Origin of the sequence: Micromonospora sp. CB01531 (genome assembly GCF_001905095.1) — a bacterium.
In the GTDB taxonomy this organism is placed as follows: Bacteria; Actinomycetota; Actinomycetes; order Mycobacteriales; family Micromonosporaceae; genus Micromonospora.
Window position 1 is genome coordinate 180,250 of the sequence record NZ_LWLS01000024.1, and the last position, 17,158, is coordinate 197,407.

General features: G+C 72.6%; 17 protein-coding genes. 6 read left to right on the plus strand and 11 right to left on the minus strand.

Translation table 11 applies throughout. The features are described 5' to 3' along the window. Positions 1-42 precede the first annotated feature (42 nt). The gene (locus tag A6A27_RS44135; protein WP_158073951.1) at positions 43-474 is read left to right on the plus strand and encodes a hypothetical protein; all 432 of its coding nucleotides are present in this window, start codon (positions 43-45) and stop codon (positions 472-474) included. Beyond that, the gene (locus A6A27_RS44140) at positions 471-1,070 is read left to right on the plus strand and encodes a TlpA family protein disulfide reductase (protein ID WP_073833537.1); all 600 of its coding nucleotides are present in this window, start codon (positions 471-473) and stop codon (positions 1,068-1,070) included. The genes A6A27_RS44135 and A6A27_RS44140 overlap by 4 nt, the downstream gene beginning before the upstream one ends. A gap of 14 nt (positions 1,071-1,084) precedes the next feature. Here the strand turns inward: A6A27_RS44140 and A6A27_RS45725 are convergent, their stop codons facing one another. The 5 genes from A6A27_RS45725 to A6A27_RS44145 form a co-directional block, all read right to left on the minus strand. Beyond that, on the minus strand, positions 1,085-1,753 hold the full coding sequence (locus A6A27_RS45725; protein WP_241825095.1) for an HAD family hydrolase: 669 nt from the start codon (positions 1,751-1,753) through the stop codon (positions 1,085-1,087). Between the two features lie 26 nt (positions 1,754-1,779). Further along, positions 1,780-2,379: a YdeI/OmpD-associated family protein gene (locus A6A27_RS45730; protein ID WP_073833538.1), complete on the minus strand. Its 600-nt coding sequence runs from the start codon at positions 2,377-2,379 to the stop codon at positions 1,780-1,782. Continuing rightward, positions 2,376-4,721 (minus strand): transglycosylase domain-containing protein, encoded by a 2,346-nt coding sequence (locus A6A27_RS06055; RefSeq protein WP_073833539.1) that lies wholly within the window; start codon positions 4,719-4,721, stop codon positions 2,376-2,378. Before A6A27_RS06055 ends, A6A27_RS45730 begins: the two co-directional genes overlap by 4 nt. A gap of 170 nt (positions 4,722-4,891) precedes the next feature. Then, on the minus strand, positions 4,892-5,572 hold the full coding sequence (locus A6A27_RS06060) for a hypothetical protein (RefSeq protein ID WP_073833540.1): 681 nt from the start codon (positions 5,570-5,572) through the stop codon (positions 4,892-4,894). 160 nt (positions 5,573-5,732) lie between these two features. Beyond that, positions 5,733-6,584 carry a hypothetical protein gene (locus A6A27_RS44145; RefSeq protein ID WP_158073952.1) on the minus strand — a complete coding sequence of 284 codons (852 nt, stop codon included), beginning with the start codon at positions 6,582-6,584 and terminating at the stop codon, positions 5,733-5,735. Between the two features lie 153 nt (positions 6,585-6,737). Between A6A27_RS44145 and A6A27_RS06070 the strand changes: the two genes are divergently transcribed. The 4 genes from A6A27_RS06070 (at position 6,738) to A6A27_RS06085 (ending at position 10,589) form a co-directional block, all read left to right on the plus strand. Next, positions 6,738-7,673, plus strand: a complete 936-nt coding sequence (locus A6A27_RS06070; protein WP_073833585.1) for a diacylglycerol/lipid kinase family protein — start codon at positions 6,738-6,740, stop codon at positions 7,671-7,673. A 43-nt stretch (positions 7,674-7,716) separates the two neighbouring features. After that, the gene (locus A6A27_RS06075) at positions 7,717-8,520 is read left to right on the plus strand and encodes a nucleotidyltransferase (RefSeq protein ID WP_073833542.1); all 804 of its coding nucleotides are present in this window, start codon (positions 7,717-7,719) and stop codon (positions 8,518-8,520) included. Positions 8,521-8,574: 54 nt separating this feature from the next. Then, complete coding sequence (locus tag A6A27_RS06080; RefSeq protein ID WP_198940206.1) at positions 8,575-9,678, plus strand: hypothetical protein; 1,104 nt, start codon at positions 8,575-8,577, stop codon at positions 9,676-9,678. 98 nt (positions 9,679-9,776) lie between these two features. After that, positions 9,777-10,589 carry an SAM-dependent methyltransferase gene (locus A6A27_RS06085; protein WP_073833543.1) on the plus strand — a complete coding sequence of 271 codons (813 nt, stop codon included), beginning with the start codon at positions 9,777-9,779 and terminating at the stop codon, positions 10,587-10,589. A 48-nt stretch (positions 10,590-10,637) separates the two neighbouring features. Here the strand turns inward: A6A27_RS06085 and A6A27_RS06090 are convergent, their stop codons facing one another. The 6 genes from A6A27_RS06090 to ggt all read right to left on the minus strand — a co-directional run bounded on the left by A6A27_RS06090 (position 10,638) and on the right by ggt (position 17,009). Next, on the minus strand, positions 10,638-10,892 hold the full coding sequence (locus tag A6A27_RS06090; RefSeq protein ID WP_143193906.1) for a hypothetical protein: 255 nt from the start codon (positions 10,890-10,892) through the stop codon (positions 10,638-10,640). A gap of 71 nt (positions 10,893-10,963) precedes the next feature. Then, positions 10,964-12,148: a hypothetical protein gene (locus tag A6A27_RS06095; protein WP_073833545.1), complete on the minus strand. Its 1,185-nt coding sequence runs from the start codon at positions 12,146-12,148 to the stop codon at positions 10,964-10,966. 18 nt (positions 12,149-12,166) lie between these two features. Next, the gene (locus tag A6A27_RS06100) at positions 12,167-13,024 is read right to left on the minus strand and encodes a peptidoglycan-binding domain-containing protein (RefSeq protein WP_073833546.1); all 858 of its coding nucleotides are present in this window, start codon (positions 13,022-13,024) and stop codon (positions 12,167-12,169) included. Between the two features lie 640 nt (positions 13,025-13,664). Next, positions 13,665-13,841, minus strand: coding sequence for a hypothetical protein (locus tag A6A27_RS44150; protein WP_158073953.1), 177 nt, complete (start codon positions 13,839-13,841; stop codon positions 13,665-13,667). A 51-nt stretch (positions 13,842-13,892) separates the two neighbouring features. Then, positions 13,893-14,747, minus strand: coding sequence for an IS5 family transposase (locus A6A27_RS06105; RefSeq protein WP_073833587.1), 855 nt, complete (start codon positions 14,745-14,747; stop codon positions 13,893-13,895). Positions 14,748-15,206: 459 nt separating this feature from the next. Further along, complete coding sequence (ggt, locus tag A6A27_RS06110) at positions 15,207-17,009, minus strand: gamma-glutamyltransferase (protein ID WP_073833547.1); 1,803 nt, start codon at positions 17,007-17,009, stop codon at positions 15,207-15,209. Between the last annotated feature and the right edge of the window lie 149 nt (positions 17,010-17,158).

The window sequence follows — 17,158 nt, forward strand, 5'->3', positions numbered from 1 at the left end:
CGTGTCCCGCCGTCCCGGGCCCCCCGACCGTCTGGAGGACAGATGCGGCGCCTGCTGGCAGCGCTAATGCTGCCGTCGCTGCTCACCGGCGCACTGGCCGGGTGCGGCGGGGCTGAGGAGGCCCGATCGGCGATGACCGTGCGGGTGCTGGTGCGGGACATCAACATCCGGCCGGTGGGCGTGGAGTGCGCGGGCACCGGCCCCTACACCCACTTCCACAACCGGGCGCCGTTCCAGGTGATCGACGCCGCCGGGCGGACACTGGCCGAGGGCTCCCTGTCGTCCGGCACGTCCGTGGCCACGTTCGAGGAGGACCTGGAAGTGGAGCGCGTCCCGACGTACTGCGAGTTCTCGGTGCCGGTCAACCTGGCCGCCCGGGACGCCTACCGGCTCGTCGTCGACGGCCGCCCCCCGATCGATCTCACCCGAAACACCAGCGAGGGGCCGGCGCTGGTCGCCGTGGTGCCCTCGTGACCCGCACGTACGCTGTCCGGCTGGCGGCCGTCGCGCTGGCGTTCGGGGTGGTGCTGTCCTCGGCCGCCTGCTCCGGCGGCGACGAGGCGCCGGCACGCACCGAGCCGGTCGCCGGTGGGGCGGCGGCGCTGCCCGGCCCGGTGCCGGCGGGTCTGGCGCTGCGCCCGGTCCCGTCCGGCGTGCCGGGCGCCCCGGCCGTCACTGGCCGGCTCACCGACGGCAGTCAGCTCGCCTTCGCCGACCTGTGGGCCGACCGCCCGGTCGTGCTGGTCTTCTTCAGCTCGTGGTGCAGCCTCTGCGCGCAGCGGCAGGACGCCCTGAGCGAGCTGGCCCGCACCCACCGGGACAAGGTCGTCTTCGTCGGGGTGGCCACCGAGGACAAACCGGAGGACCTGCAGCGCTACCTGCGGGAGCACCGGGTGCAGTATCCGGTCGTGGTCGACGACGACGGCGCGATCTGGCGGTCGTACGCGGTCCGCGAGCCGCCGACCGTGGTGATGGTCGCGAAGGGCGGTGCGCTGCTGCGGGGCTGGCCAGGCGGCGTGGACGGGCCGGCCCTCGACGGCAAGCTGCGCGAACTGGTGCTGGCCCCCTGACCCGGGGCCCTTACTCAGGGGCGTCGCGCCGCGAGCCGCGCCACGGCATTCACCACCTCGGGGAACGCCTCGATGAACAGGTCGACATGGCGGGGCTCGAAATCCTCGCGCCGCCGTACGCCACTCTGCAGGCAGCCGACGAAGGACAGTCCCGCCTTCCCGGCGGCCTCGGCGTCACCCGGCGAGTCGCCCACGTACACGCACTCGTGCGGGGCGAGCCCGGTGCGGGCGAGCAGCTCGTCGAAAGCCCGGGGATCGGGTTTGCGGTACCGGGTGTTGCCGGCATGGAAGACGGCACTGACCCGCTCGGCCAGGACGTGGTCCGGCGCGAGCAGGTGCGCCATCTCCGACTCGGTCCGCGAGGTCAGGAGCATCACCGTCCGCCCCGCCGCCACCAGCCGGTCCAACGCGCGCAGGTTCTCCGCCGGGATCACGTCGAGCCGGCCGGCCGCGACGTAGCGGCGCAGCACACCCGCGTACGCCGCCGCGAACTGGTCCAGGTCCACACCGGGTGAGCGCTGCCGCATCGCCTCCAGCAGCGGCTGCCCCCAGGTCGCCAGGTGCACGGCGCGCGGCATCGGTGCGCGGCCGATCCGGCTCAGCACCTCGTTCTCGAGCTCGAAGCACGCCGCCTCGGTGAGGCACAGCGTGTCGTCCACGTCGACCACGACAGCCCGGATCACCCGACCAGGGTAGAGCGGAGGGTTCGCTATTCGGCGAGTGTCCGGCGCTGCGGGTAGACGGTCTCGCCCCGGGCCAGCATGGCGACGAACTGGGCGATGCGGCGTTCGCGGGTGTCGGCGCGTTTGGCGGTGGCGAGGCGGTGGAGGATGGCGAACCGGTTCTGGGCGGTGAGGATGTCGAACATCGCGCGGGCCCGGGGCTCCGCGGCCAGCGCGGCGGCGAGGTCGGACGGGACCTCCGCGGTGGCCGGCCCCGGGTACGCGGCGTCCCAGCGGCCGTCGGCCTTGGCGCGGTCCACCTCGGCGAGCCCGGCCGGGTGCATTCGCCCCTCGGCCAGCAGCCGGGCCACGATGCCGACGTTCCGGGCCGACCATGAGCTACGCGCCCGCCGCGGGGTGAACCGCTGCCGGTAGGTGCTCTCGTCGCGCCCCTTGACCTGGCCGTCGATCCAGCCGTGGCAGAGCGCTTCCTCGAGCGCCTGGTCGTAGCTGAGGGTGGTCGGTCGCTGGCTGCCACGCTTGGCCAGCACCAGCCACACCCCGGCGGGGGCGGCGTGGTGTTCGCCGAGCCACCGCCGCCAGGCGGCGGCATCCGGGACGATCAGCTCCGGCAGCTCACCCGTCACGCGGTACCTCCCGGTTTTCGGCTCTTCGCCGGCGACAGGGTGGGCACCGGGGGCAGCGACGGCGACCCCGTCGGATCCGGTGTCGGCGGCTGCGTCGGGCTGGGGCTGGCGTCCGAGGGCGTCGCGCTCGGCGTCGGGCGCGCCGAAGGCCGGGGCGCGGAGGTGGTCGGCGCCGGCTGCGCCGGGCCGGTGGTCGACGGGGCGTCGTCCGGGAACTTCGGATCGTCGAACCGGTACTTGTCCGGGTCGAGCTTGAGGGACTCGGTCGCCTGTGCCATGAACTGCCGCCAGATCGGCCCGGGGCCGCTCGAGCCGTACACCTCGTAGCTGCCGTCCTTCGTCCGCAGCGGCTTGCCGTCGGTGGTGCCGAGCCAGACGGCGGCCGCGAGGGGCCCGGTCCAGCCGACCATCCAGGTGTGCACGTTCTGCGTGGTGCTCTGCCCGGCCTGCCAGGTGCCGGTCTTGCCGGCGGAGTCCCAACCGTTGTCCAACTTGGCCGCCTTGACCCGGCGCAACGTCCAGTCGAGTTGGTTGAGCGCCTCCTCGTCCAGCCCGAGCTCGGTCGTCCTCAGCTGCTCGCTGTAGATCTTGTCCTCGCCCTTGGTCACCGACCGGACGAAGTGCGCCTCGGCACGCTTGCCGCGGGCCGCGAAGGTGGCCATCCCGTTGGCGTGGTCCTGCACCGTGATGCCGTACTGGCCGATGCCGACCTCGGTGGAGAAGCGCTTCGCGACCTCGTCGGTCGGCTCGTCGCGCAGGTCCACCCGCTGCGGTTGCGGGTTGCCCTTCACCGTCTCCCACATCGAGTCGACGCCGGCGCGCTTGGCCATGTCCATGACCTTCGCGATGCCCAGCTTCTCGGTCAGCTCGAAATAGGTGACGTTCAGCGACGCGACGGTGGCCTCCCAGAGGGCGCAGTTCGGCTGGCAGGGCGCGTGCTCGGCGTTGCGGATCGGGCCGGCCGGGCTGTCCTTGGTCCGCCCCGACTCGGGGAACTCCTTGGTGTCCGGCGAGTCGAAGTGCTGCTTCACGGAGATCTTGTTCTCGACGGCGGCAGCCAGGTCGTACACCTTGAACGACGAGCCCGGCGGATGCTGGCCGAAGCCCCGCGCCTGCCCCTTCTCGTCGTAGTACCAGCCGGCGTAGTCGGCGCCGCCGGAGCCTCCGTTGCCGCCGTAGTAGCCGAGCACCCGGCCGCTGCCCGGCTCCACCGCGACGAGCGCGGCCTGCCAGTTCTTCGGCTGGTCGCGGACCGCCTCCGGGGCGGTGCCGCGGCGGATGTCGGCGGCCGCCTCGGCGGCGTCCTGGACCCGCTTGTCGATGGTGGTGATGATCTTGTAGCCGCCGTCGCGGATGACCTCGTCGCTCTTGCCCCGGAACTGCTCGGTCTGGCGCAACTCGCTGAGCACGTGCTCGACCACCAGGCCGGTCGGCCGGTCCAGCCCGGACTGGCCGGCGTTCGGGTCGATCGGCTTCACGTCGTCCGGGTACGCCAGGTTCGCTGCCTCGTCCCGGGTCAGGTAGCCGAGCTTCACCATGCCGTCGCGGATGTAGCTCCAGCGGTCCATCGAGTTCTGCCGGGCCTTCGCGTTGCGCCGCGGGTCGTAGCCGGGGGAGCCCTCGGGGTCGTTCGGGTCCGCCTCGGGCTGCTTCACCATTGCGCAGAGCACCATTGCCTCCGCCTGGGTGAGCTGCTGGGAGGCTGGCGCGTCCCGGCGCACCGTCTTGCCGAAGTAGGTCTGCGCGGCCGCCTCGATCCCGTATGCGCCCCGGCCGAACGGGACGGTGTTCAGGTAGAAGCCGAGGATCTCCCGCTTGCTGTACTTGTCGTCCAGCTTCCAGGCGATGACCGCCTCGCGCAGCTTCCGCGAGTAGGTGACCCCGCGCAGGTCCGCGGCGACGCGGGCGTACTGCTGGGTGATGGTGGAGGCGCCCTGCCGCTGCCCGCCGGTGAGGTTCGACCAGGCGGCCCGGAGCACGCCGCTGAAGTCGATGCCCTTGTTGGTCCAGAAGGTGCGGTCCTCGGCCGCCACGATGGCCTGCTTGGCAGAGTCGTTCATCTGGTCGTACGGGACGATGGTGCGGTTCTCCGCGCCCAGCTTGGCCATCGGCGTTCGGCCGTCCGCGTAGTAGACGGTGGTTGCCTCCGGGAGTTTGAGGTCGGTGGGCGTGGGCACGCTGTCGAAGTAGTAGCCGCCCGCCAGCAGGCCGGAGCCGGCCAGCAGCGCGAAGATCGCGAGGAAGACCAGTATCCGGTGGCGCCGACGCCGGCGCCGTCGCCCCGGTCTCGGGGCGGTGGAGCCGCCGGCGCTGTGGTTGTCGTTGTCACCGGTGGGAAGCATCCGCACCCGATACCCTCCGACTGCTCGGCCGAATCGTGCCCGTGCTCGGCCTGCCAGGCTAGCGGACCTCGACGGACGCCGTCGGGAGTTGCCGTCGTCGGATGTGATGTTGGTCGCCGCGACGGTGACCAGAGCGGGGCACCCTGGTCACCGTCGGTGGTCGGCCCGGCTCAGCGCAGCGCCCACCCGCGGACCGGGCCGTTGCGTGGCCGGACGAGTGGACCCCGTGCCGGCGACCGGACGTTCCGGCTGGACCGGCCGCTCCAAGGCGGCGACAACCGCCACATCGAGTGCATGGTGGTCTGGCCGTCGAGCGGGACGGCGTCCCGGTCGGTGTATCCGTGCCGCCGGAACAGTTCGCGGTCGGCTTCGGTGCAGACCTCCGCGTAGGTCGGCAGGCTCAGCGTGTCCATCCAGCGCTGTGCCCCGGCGAGGACGGCGGCGGCGCGACCCGAGTTCGACGGCTCCGGCGCGGCCAGCAGGGCCAGATGGTTGTGCGGTTCGGTGGGCCGCCGCGCCGCGAGGGCCCGGTCGAGCAGGACGAAACGGTCCCGGTGTGCACCGCACGCGTCGGTGAGCCGGTCGGCGTACCGCGCCGGGGGCGGGATCGGCCGGTAGCGGTGGAACCAGACGGTCGCGGCCGTGCCGTCGGGGAGCAGGAACGCGTCGCCGAAGAGCAGCGCGTGCTCGGTCCAGATCCGGGCCACGGCGGCGAGGATGGTTGGCCGGCGTCGCTCGTCGGGGACGAGCCAGGCGCCGAGGTCGGTGGGCGCGAGGGCCTCGGTGACGAGATCGGCGATCCGGCCGATGTCGCACCACCGGGCCCGCACGACGGGCAGGGTCACGGTCATGGGTAACTCCTGGTCACCAGCGTGATCGGGTATGTCGGAGAAGGCTGCCGGCGTCATCGCGGGACCGCCGCGGGCCGGCACGGCCCACCAGGGGCCGTCAGGCTGACAGGTGCGGACCGGGCGCCGGCCCGCGCGGAGGACGGCGCGGACCGGCCACTGGTCAGGCGGGTCGGGTGCCCGGCCGGGGCGACCTGGACGGCAGGGCGTCGTCGCCGGCCGGTCGGCGCGGGTGCGCCAGCAGGGCGGGCGGCGCCCAGGCCGCGGCGGCGTCGTCGGCGGCGGGGCCGTGGGCGGTGCCGGACGACGGCTGGGTGACCGGGCGGAGGGCGTCGGCCACCGACGTGAGCATCCCGGTGTACACCGGTTGGGTGACGGGCCGTAGCGCGTCGGCCACCGGCGTGAGCATCCCGGTGCGCACCGGTTGGGTGACGGGCCGTAGCGCGTCGGCCACCGGCGTGAGCATCCCGGTGCGCACCGGTTGGGTGACGGGCCGTAGCGTGTCGGCCACCGGCGCGAGGACCCCGGAGCGGACCGGGTCCGTGACCGGGCCGAGGGTACCGCCCACCGGGGTGGACGGGTTGCTGTCGGGAGCACCGGAGGTCGGGGGGCGCGAGTCGTCGGCGGGCTTGGGCGTGCCGCCCCGGCCGGGGTGGGTCGCCGGTGGGGTGGCCCGGTCGCGGGCCGGTCGGGTCGTGGGCCGGCTGGGCGCCGGGCGGTCCGGTGCCGTCCGGGGCGGCGACGGCGTCGGGCGGGAGTCGGGCTTCTTCCGCGGGGTGCGTGGGGCCTCGTCGGAGCTGGTCGGTGCCGGGGGAGCCGCCACCCCGAGGACCGGACGGAGGGCGCTGGTGGGCAGGTCGACGGCCGCGTGCGCCGGCGCGGCTGGCGCCCGGTCGGCGGCGTAGGCAGCCGTGGTGGTGGCGGCCTCGTGGGCGCACCAGGCCACGACGAACCCGCCGAGCAGGAGCCCGAGGCGCAGCGTGACGCGCGTCCACAGCCTGCCTCGTCGACTCACCGCGGCACCCCTCCGACCCTCGGCCATCGCCGACGATCAACCTCCGCACTCTATCGAATGCGGTCAGTCAATTACAGTCCGCCGCTGATCGGAATCGGGCCCATCGCGCCACGGTCAGGCGTGGGCGCTCCGGCCGCTGGGTACCACCGGGCCATGAGCACGAGCATCGCGGACCGCCCCGTCGCCGACCCGGCCACCCGGGCGGCCGGTGTCGTCGCCGTCGTCGCCCACCGGAAGAAGACCTTCGGCGGTGGCCTCGACGAGCTACGGACCCACCTGATCGCCGCCGAGGTCGGCCGACTCCTCTGGTACGAGGTGCCGAAGAGCCGCAAGGCGCCCAAGAAAATACGCAAGGCGCTCGACCAGGGCGCCGAGCTGATTCTGGTGTGGGGCGGCGACGGGATGGTCCAGCGCTGCGCCGACACCCTTGCCGGAACGGACGTGCCGATGGGCATCCTCCCCGCCGGCACCGCGAACCTCTTCGCCGGCAACCTCGGCATCCCCACCGACCTGCCCGAGGCGCTCCGGGTCGCCCTGCACGGCCCACAGCGCAAGCTCGACCTGGGCCGGCTCAACGGCGAGCACTTCGCCGTGATGGCCGGCGCGGGCTTCGACGGTGACCTGATCCGCGACGCCGACCGCAAGCTCAAGGGCCGGCTGGGCCGGATCGCGTACGTCTGGACCGGCCTGCGACACGTGCGCGGCGAGCTGATCCACACCCGGATCCGGGTGGACGGCGCCGACTGGTTCGACGGCGAGGCCAGCTGCGTGCTCTTCGGCAACATCGGCACCATCACCGGCGGCATCCCCGCCTTCGACGACGCCCGCCCCGACGACGGCGCCCTGGAGATCGGCGTCTCCACCGCCAGCGGCGCCGTCGACTGGGCGCGGACGCTGGGCCGGATGGCCGCCGGACGTTCCGCCGACTCACCCTTGGTCCGGATCACCCGCGGTCGCAAGGTCCAGGTGCGCTTCGCCGCGCCCAAGACGTACGAGCTGGACGGCGGCGCGCGAGGCACGACGCGGCGGCTGAAGGTGAAGGCGATGCCCGGGGCGTTGACCGTCTGCTGCCCCGACCCGCCGCGCTGACCCGACCGGCCCACCCCCGAACGGGCCGGGCAGGATGCGGACCATGAACGACGACGTACGCGGATACCTCGCCGAACTGGTGGACCGGGCCCGGGCGGTGCTCGGCGACAATCTGGTCGGCGCGTACGCGGCCGGCTCGGTGGGGCTGGGCGCGTACCAGCCGGGGCGCAGCGACGTGGACGTGGCGCTGGTGGTGGCCCGCCCGCTCGACGGCGCGACGAAGCGGGCGCTGGTGGACCGGCTGCGACACGAGGCCCTGCCCTGTCCGGCGCGCGGCCTGGAACTGGTCGCCTACCGGCGGGACATCGCCGCCTCCGGCACCCCCGATCCGGGGTTCGAGGTCGAACTCAACACCGGCCAGACCATGCCGTTCCGCGCCACGTACGACCCGTCGGACCGGCCCGCCGCGGACGGGCGGTTCTGGTACGCCCTCGACCGCAGCATCCTGCGCCAGTCCGGGCTGAGTCTGGCCGGCCCGCCCGCGGCCGACGTCTTCGCCGATCCCACGCCGCAGGACCTGCGCCGGCTGCTGGTCGCGGCGCTGACCTGGTGGCTGGCGCTGCCGACCCCGCCCGGGGACGGTCCGGCCCCCGGTGCGGAGGACGCCGTGCTCGGCGCCTGCCGCTCCCTGGTCCGCTGCCGCGAGGGCGTCTGGCTCGCCAAGGCGGACGCCGGGCGGCGGCTCGCCGCAGGCCCGGTCCGGCCCGGCCCCGGCCGGGTCGGCCGCGAAGACGCCGACCTGATCGGGCGGTCGATCGCGGCCCGCCGGGGAGGACCGCCGCCGAGCGGCCCCGAGGCCCGCGCCTTCCAGCGCCGGGTCCTCGACGAGATCGCCGCCACGCATTGACGGAGCTCGACCCTCTACTGTAAACAAGGTGTACCGCTGAGTCGGGGAGGCCCCATGCGACGCTCGGTACCGCTGGCCACGCTCCTGCTCGCGCTCACCACCGCCACGCCCGCCGCCGCCGCCCCGCCACCCCGGCCGGCGCCCGCACCCGCCGCGGCCACCCCGATCCAGGTCTACGGCGCCTGGCACTGCGGCAACGACTACTGCACCTGGGGCACGGCCCGCACCGTGGCCGACTTCGACAGCCAGAACCACTGGCTGATCGACCGGGGCGACGGCCACCCGTCGGTCAACCTGGTGGTGCTCAGCTTCGTCAACCCGCTCGACCTGCTGCACCAGAGCACCGACGCCACCACCCTCGACGGCATCCCGCGCGGCATGACCCCCGAGATCGTCGGCTGGTTCACCGCCCACGGCGTGCGGGTGATGCTCTCCGTCGGCGGCATCACCTACACCGACGACTGGAACGCCGCCCTCGCCGAGAACCCCACCCTGCTCGGCCAGCGGGCCGCCGCGGTCGCCACCCGGCTCGGCGTCGGCATCGAAATCGACTACGAGCAGAACAGCGGCCCCAACCTCGCCGGACTCCAGTCCTTCATCGACGCCTACCGGGCGGTCCACCCGTACGACGCCAGCGGCGCCCGGCCCGAAGCCCGGCTCACCATCGACGTGGCGGCCGGCGACCGGTGGTTGATCGAACTGAACCGCAAGGCCACCGCCGACTGGCTGCGCACCGACGCACCGGTCCTCGACTACGCCAACGCCATGGTGCCGGCCCGGCCCGCCTCCGCCAGCACCTCCCAGACAAGCTGGCAAGAGCACGTCGACGGGAAGTCGCAGTACAGCCCACCCGTGCCGCCGCTGGCCCCGGCCAAGTTCACCGGCGGCGTCTACCTCGCCTACGGCGGCAAGCCGCTGCCCGAGTGCGTCGACTACGCCACCTCGGTGCAGCGCGCCGCCGCCCCGTACGTACAGACCGTCGCCCCGCACGGCGCCGGCGCCACCCCCGGCATGCTCGGCTTCATGTTCTGGGCGGCCGAACGCCCCGCCACCCGGGGCATCGGCACGGTGCCGCCGAACACCTGCGAGCGCGGCGCCGGCGCCGGGGCGACGGCGTTGGCCGTCCCGGTGCCGATGCCGGCCCTGCGGCAGAGCTGACTCGGCCGCACCCACCGGTCACTCCGGCCGGCGTGGCGTTGCCGCAGGTCCCGAGGAGACCTAGGCTGTCCGCGACCAGCAGACACAAAGGAGCGTCGGTGACCGAGAAGCCGCTTACCGCCCCGGTCCGCGCCGACGCGCTGGACACCAGCGTCCCGCACTCGGCCCGCCTGTGGAACTACCTCCTCGGCGGCAAGGACAACTTCGCGGCCGACCGGGAGGCCGCCGAACAGGTCCTCGCGTTCATGCCGGAGCTCGTCCAGTCGGCCCGGTTCAACCGGGAGTTCCTCGGCCGTGCGGTCCGCCACCTCGCCGGCGAGGCCGGTGTCCGGCAGTTCCTCGACATCGGCACCGGCCTGCCGACGGCCAACAACACCCACGAGGTCGCCCAGGCCACCGCACCGGAGTCGCGCATCGTCTACGTCGACAACGACCCGATGGTGCTGGTGCACGCCCGCGCCCTGCTGACCAGCAGCCCCGAGGGCGCCACCGACTACATCGAGGCGGACCTGCGCGACCCGGAGCTGATCCTGGCCGAGGCCCGCCGGACGCTGGACTTCGACCAGCCGGTCGCCATCATGCTGCTCGGCATCGTCAACTTCATCGTCAACGACGAGGAAGCGATCCGCATCGTCCGGCGGCTGGTGGACGCCGTGCCGACCGGCAGCTACCTGGTGCTGTCGCACCCCACCCGCGAAGTCAACGCGGAGGCGGTCGACCGGGCGCTGGCCATGTGGAACGAGGGCGGCGCCGCCCAGATGGCCGTCCGTACCCCGGCGGCGATCGGCCGGTACTTCGACGGGCTCGAACTCCTCGACCCCGGCCTGGTCACCTGTTCCCGATGGCGTCCGGACGGCAACGACACCACCCCCACCTCCGAATACTGCTCGGTGGGCCGCAAGAACGGCTGACCCGGCCGGCCGCCCGGGCGCGGTGCCGGGGCGGCCGGGATCCGCGAATCAGTCCCGCACCCAGGTGAAGGTGACACGGGCACCAGCCGGCAGCCGATCCAGGTCGTTCAGCTCCAGCACGCCGGTGACCGCGCCGAACAGCTTCGCCTTGCGCAGCCGGAGCTGCCCCTCCGGGAGTTGGTAGCGGTAGAGCCCGTTGGCATCGGTGCGCTTGGCGTCCTGCACCGCGATCGTCCAGTCGCCGTCCTTCGCGTGCAGGCCCAGCTCCTTGCGCCAGGTCAGGCCGGAGCCCAGGGTCAGCACGAACTCCACCTCGTCGGCCGGCTTGGCGCCGGCCTCGATCCGGTAGTCGACCGCGTCGTGGTCCCGGCTGATCAGCTGACCGGCCGATAGCTCAGACCAGGCCGGCAGGTGGGGGTGGGCAGCCGGTCACCCATCGGCAGCTTGGCCAGCGCCCCGTCAGGCACCACCCCGACCCGGTCCCAGCGCAGCCCCAGCGCGGTGAACGTGGTGGGGTCCGGTACGTGGTGCAGCGCCCCGCCGGACACCAGGTAGACGGGATCCTTGTGCTCCTCGCGGAGCACCGTGCCCTCGATCGGCACCGGGGCCAGGGCGTGCAGCGAGTCGCGCGGCACCACCCGGACGTCGGACCAGGTGAAGCCCAGCCGGGTCAGGGTGTCCGGGTCGGGGATGTGGAAGCCGTAACCGCCGTAGGTGACGTACACCTCGGGGCGGTCGATCTCACGGAGCAGCAGCCGGTCACCGGGCCGGTCGGCGACGTACGCCGTCGAGCCGTCGGGCAGCTCGACCACCTCGGTCCAGCGCAGGCCCAGCCGGTCGAACTCCTGCGGGCTGGTCACCCAGAACTTCGCCCCGCCGTGCACCACGTAGATCCGCGGGTCCGAACGGTCGCTGAGCAGCTTGCCCCCGGCGAGATACCAAGGCACCCGGGGGGAGTAGCGCTCCACGAAGAAGCCCCGCCACTCGTCGCCGTTGCTCTGCCGCACCGCCCGGTCGGCCGGGTCGTACGCGGTCTTGAACTCCAGCACGTCCTCCCGCCGCCGGAAGCGGTTGTCCCAGATGAAGATCCGGGTGCGGGTGGCGTCCTGCTCGTAGCCGTACGCCACCACCTGGTGGTCGTTGCCGAAGCCGGCCGGGTCGCGGGACTGGACCAGCCCGAGCGGCTGCGGCAGTCCCTGGTCGAGCAGTTGCTTGAGCTTGGGGAACTGCTCCTCCCGGGTCATCCGGGCCACGCCGATCCCACGCAGCGTCGTCGGGTGGTCCGGGGTGCTCATGAACTGGGCGTACATCCCCCAGTTGTCCATGATGCTGGTGATCAGCCGGTCGTAGACGTAGTCGGCGACCGGGTTGCCGTCGGCCGGCAGCGTGCTGGCGTCGGGCACCGGGAGCCGCCGGTGCCAGTGGTCCAGCGCGGCGAACGCCATGCCGCCGCACCGGCCCTTCGTCTCGGTGATCGGCAGGCCGATGATCTTGATCTGGTTGACGAAGGCGTTGGTGAACGCGAAGCCGTCCCGGGCCGGACGGAATGACACCCGCATGAGGACTCCCGACCCTGTTCAGTAGGTGACCCGGACGCCCATCTGCGCCCAGGTGAGCCGGCCGACGACGCCGTCGTCGGTGAGCCCGCGCATCCGCTGGTACCAGCGGACACCCGCGTCGGTGCGCTCGTCGAAGTCGACGCCCGGCGGGCCGCAGCGGCGGGTGCCGACGAACCGCTTGACGAAGGCGACGTCGTCGCCGGTGCTGCCCCGCCGCACGGTGCGGGAGCCGGGCGCGCGCCCGGGCTGCGGCGGGGGCGGCGCGGTGGCCTTGCGCAGGGCGGCGAGGGTGGCTGGACCGACGAGGCCGTCCACCGTGAGCGACCGGGCCCGCTGGAAGCTGCGGACCCAGGCGGTGGTCCGGCCGCCGAACGCCCCGTCGACCGTGAGTCGGGCGCTGAGCCGGTTGGCCAGCGTCTGCAACTCCCGTACGTCGCTGCCCCGGCACCCGGCGCGCAGCAGCCGGTCGCCGAGCCGGGTCACCGCCGCGGTGGCGATGCCCCACGGCCGCTGGCTGTCCTCCAGCGCACGTTGGTGGCTGACGCTGACGTGCAGGTGTTTGTTGTGGGGATTGGTGCCGGTGTAGCGCGCCGGGGCGAAGCTGCGGACGCGGCTCCAGATCACCCGGTTGTAGATCACGTACTGGCAGGACGGGTGGGTGATGCAGTGGCGGACCACGAGCAGCGGGTCGATGCCGTCGACGTCCACGTCGATGGCGTTGACCGAGCGGTCGTCACCGTCCGGGTTGTGGTCCGAGCTGCGCGCCTGGTGGGCGGCGTCGCCGATCCAGCCGTCGGAGCTGCGGTCGCGGTGCGGCCACCGGGTGTTGATCTCCTCGCGCAGCACCCGCAGGGTGGGTGCCAGATGAGCGCTCACGTCAGTGCTCCTCGTCCATGGCCAGGTCGTAGTCGACCTCGTTGCCGATCAGGGACTCCGGGTTGTCGTCCTCCTCGAAGACGGTCACCTGGTATTCCGGATCGACCGTGACGCTGTCCATTTCTGTGCCTCCGCTTTCCGTTAGGGCCGGCGCGGGCGGCGTCCACGCCGGCGGGTCGCCGCTGCGCCGCGGACCGTCGGGGCTGGCCGGGCGAGGGCTGTGTCCACTGTCGAAAGCCCAGGTCAACGCGACAAGGCATGAGTCGGCTATCGGCGACGCGGCGACCCGAGCGGCGGCCGATCCGCGCCGATCGAGCAGCGTGGCCGCCGACCGGCGGGGCGGCGGCCGGGGATCGGGGGAGCCCCGGACTCCGCCGGGCGGTGGTGCGCGGGCCCGATCGGCGGGGCGGCCCACCGGTTTGGTCGGGCCGCCCGCGCCGCTCGCCGACACGGCCTGCCCCGTCGGCAGTGCGCGGCGCCGGGGCGGACCTGCTGCACCGGCCGCCGCAGACCGCGCCGTGCGCACGTCGCACCCACAGGCTCCGGGCCGCTCGCCCGCGTCGCCGCCCAGTCCGCACCAGCCGGTGGGCTTATGCGGGCACCTCCACGGCCAGCGGCTCCAGGTCGGCGCGGACCGCCTTCACCTCCCAGCAGAAGGCGTGCGTGGCGGGCGAGCCGTCGACGGTGCGGACCCGGAACCTGCCGGCTGGATGAGCTGGCGGCGCTCGGTGGCGTCCGGCGGGTCCAGCGGGTGGTCGATGGCGAACTGCTTGGACTTGCCCTTGATGATGCCGTTGCCGGCGTTAAGGCTGACCAACTTGATTAGGAATCGTCGGTGATCCTAGGTTAGAGCGACCGGCGATAGGTGTCACTTGAGCCTGCGGGTGGTGGGTCGGGTGTCCCAGCGGTAGAGCGTGCGGGCGCGGCGGATGAGTTGACGGACTGTGACGAATGCTGCGGCCAGGTACAGGTAGAAGTCGATGATTTTGGCGTTGCGGTCGGTGCAGCGGCGGATCTTGCCGAACCCGTTCATCCACGAGTTCGTTCGCTCGACCACCCAGCGCTTGCCGACCTGGACCGGGGCGGGGATGCCCTTACGCGCGATCTCGGCGTCGAAACCCAGCTCGTCGAGCAGGTTGCGGGTCGGGCCGTTGTCGTAGGCGCGATCCAGATGCGCGGTGACCTCCTCGGGCCAGCGATGCCGCAGCTGCGCGCTGCACGCTTCGAAGGTGTCACGCAGCAGCGGCGAGTCATGACGGTTGGCGCTCGTGCCGGTCAACCCGAGCGGGATCCCGCGGCCCTCCACACCGGTCGAGCGTTTCATGCCGCCCTTGCCACGGTCGACCGGGGAACGACCGGCACGGTCTCCCCCGCACGGTGCCTTCGTGATCGCTCCGTCGACGCTGACGTCGGCCAACTCCAGACCGATCATGCGGTCGTAGGCGTCCAACGCCAGCTCATGCAGCCGCTCACCCAGACCGGCCTCGGCCCACAGCCGTAGACGCCGGCGGATGGTGCGATCCGAGCACCGGCCGGACGCGACACGTTCGTAGCCGGAGCCATGCACCAGCGCGGCGATGACGTGCTCGAACACGACCCGGTCGGGGATCCGGCGCCGGTGGCAGCCCAGCGGATGCGTCGGGTCGAACTCAGGTAGCTGGCCGCGCAGCGCGTCGAACTGGACCCAGACGGCCTCCAGCAACGATGATGGCAGGGCAGGCACGGGACTCCCGTCGATCACTGAGCGTAGAGAACTCTGATGATCGATGAACCCGTGCCTGTTTTGCTGCCCCGGGTGCCTACCTATCCAGATCTTGACCTATCGCCGGTCGCTCTTAATCGTGTGGACCGTGGCGCTACGCTTTTGGGCTGGTTCGGGGGAGATTCCGGTGAGGTGGGCCGGTTGTGATCGTGGGTTCTCTTGGATCGATGGCGGGGCGATGAGCCGGTGACCGGGAAGCTGCCGCTGGCCGGGGGCTTGACCTNGGGCAGGCACGGGACTCCCGTCGATCACTGAGCGTAGAGAACTCTGATGATCGATGAACCCGTGCCTGTTTTGCTGCCCCGGGTGCCTACCTATCCAGATCTTGACCTATCGCCGGTCGCTCTAAGGCGAGTTCCCGCGAGTGACGACGCCAGGACGGCTCATGCGTTTGCCTGAGCCGTCCTGGCGTTCACACCGTCAGTGGCCCGCCCAGCGGCCGACCACCGCAGCCGCGCCGCCGCCCCGGCGTACCGGTTCGGCCGCGACGACCAGCCGGCCGTCCGCCAGGAACTCGATACCAGTCGCGGCGCCGATCTCCTCAGTGGAAGAGAAGGCGTGCCCCGGGGGCAAGCCGTTGCCGTACGCGGCGATGAACGCCGGCTCGGCCTGAGTGCTGGCCCCGTTGCGCTGCGACGCCCGCGGCGCCGCCAGCGCCTCCGGCAAGGTCATCCCCAGGTCGATCCGGTTGACCAGCATCTGCAGGACAGTGGTGATGATCGTCGCGCCGCCGGGTGTGCCGACAGCCAGGAACGGCCGCCCGTCGGCCAGCACGATGGTGGGCGACATCGAGCTGCGGGGGCGCTTGCCCGGTGCGGGCAGGTTCGGGTCGGGCGCGGTGCCCTGGGTCGGCGCGAAGTTGAAGTCGGTCAGCTCGTTGTTGAGCAGGAACCCCCGACCGGGGACCACCATGCCGTTGCCGCCGGTCGCCTCGATGGTCAGCGTGTACTCCACCACGTTGCCCCACCGGTCGGCCACGGTCAGGTTGGTGGTGCTCTTACGGTCGTCGCGGGTGTCGGCGACCGCCGCCGCCGAGCAACCGCCATAGGCACCGTCGGGGACGCCGGGTGCGACCGGCTTGGGCAGCGCCGCCGAGGGAGCGATCTGGCACGCGCGTTCCTTGGCGAACCCGTCGCTGAGCAGTTCCTGGAGCATGCTCTGCCCGGTGTGGTCGCCGACGTAGCGGTTACGGTCGGCGAACGCCAGCGCGCTGGCCTCCAGGTAGTGGTGCATGGCCTGCGTCGCGGTCATCGACCGCAGGTCGAACTGCTCAAGGATGTTGAGCGCCTCCCCCACCGCGGTGCCGCCGCTCGACGGGGTGGACATGCCGTACACCTCGAAGCCGCGGTAGTCCGACCGGGTGGGCTCGGGGAAACGGGTGCGGTAGCCGGCGAGGTCGGCGGCGGTCATCCCGGCGGGCCGGATCGGATACGGCCACGACCCGACCGGCTGCGCCGCCACCGGCGGGTGCTGCACGGTGGCGACCACGTCGCGGCCGACCTCGCCCCGGTAGAACACGTCGGTGCCCCGCTTGGCGATCAGACGGTACGTCTCGGCGAGGTCCTGGTTGCGGAAGGTGCTGCCGACCGCCGGCGGCTGGCCGCCGGGCAGGTACAGCGCACTGGTCGAGCTGAACTGCCCGAACGCGGCCTGATTCGCGGCGACCTGGCTGGCGAAGGTCTCGTCGACGGGGAAGCCGTCCTCGGCAACCCGCGCGGCGGGCTTGAGCATCTGCGAAAGCGACCGGCTGCCCCAGCGGTCCAACGCGTCCTGCCAGGTCAGCAGCGTGCCGGGAACGCCGGCCGACAGCCCGCTGATCCGGGCCTCGTCGAACCGGTACGGCTGCCCCGTGGCCGGGTTGACGAAGCTGGTCTCGTTCATCGACGCCGGTGCCGCCTCGCGGCCGTCGATGGTGTGCACCCGCCCGCGCTTCGCGTCGTAGTAGACGAAGAAGCCACCGCCACCGATGCCGGCCGAAAACGGCTCGGTGACGCCGAGGGTCGCGGCGGCGGCGACCGCCGCGTCGACCGCGTTGCCACCACGTCGCAGCACGTCCAGCCCGACGGCCGTGGCCGCGGCATCCACGGTGGACACCGCGCCCCCGTAACCGACGGCCACCGGCTCCTTGGGCGGCTCGGCCGGCTTCGCCTGGGCGGGAACCGCGGTCCCGGCCACCAGCGCGCCCAGCGCGATGGTCGTGGTGATGAGGGCTCGAGGTCTCATGTGTTCTCCCCGATCGGCGTAGGTGGGATTCCTGCCTACCCTCCTCGCCGGGTGTAGGCAACCCGACAGTCGATATTGCGGAGGCCGGGTTCAGCAGCGGCGGGTCACGGCGCCGGTCTGTCACGATCGCGACTGCACTTCCGTCCGGT

Bases quoted from the DNA above. Each gene is read 5' to 3' on its own strand.
- A6A27_RS44135 (WP_158073951.1), top strand. From the start codon at position 43: ATGCGGCGCCTGCTGGCAGCGCTAATGCTGCCGTCGCTGCTCACCGGC.
- A6A27_RS06055 (WP_073833539.1), bottom strand. From the start codon at position 4,721: ATGCTTCCCACCGGTGACAACGACAACCACAGCGCCGGCGGCTCCACC.
- A6A27_RS06060 (WP_073833540.1), bottom strand. From the start codon at position 5,572: ATGACCGTGACCCTGCCCGTCGTGCGGGCCCGGTGGTGCGACATCGGC.
- A6A27_RS06070 (WP_073833585.1), top strand. From the start codon at position 6,738: ATGAGCACGAGCATCGCGGACCGCCCCGTCGCCGACCCGGCCACCCGG.
- A6A27_RS06075 (WP_073833542.1), top strand. From the start codon at position 7,717: ATGAACGACGACGTACGCGGATACCTCGCCGAACTGGTGGACCGGGCC.
- A6A27_RS06080 (WP_198940206.1), top strand. From the start codon at position 8,575: ATGCGACGCTCGGTACCGCTGGCCACGCTCCTGCTCGCGCTCACCACC.
- A6A27_RS06095 (WP_073833545.1), bottom strand. From the start codon at position 12,148: ATGCGGGTGTCATTCCGTCCGGCCCGGGACGGCTTCGCGTTCACCAAC.
- ggt (WP_073833547.1), bottom strand. From the start codon at position 17,009: ATGAGACCTCGAGCCCTCATCACCACGACCATCGCGCTGGGCGCGCTG.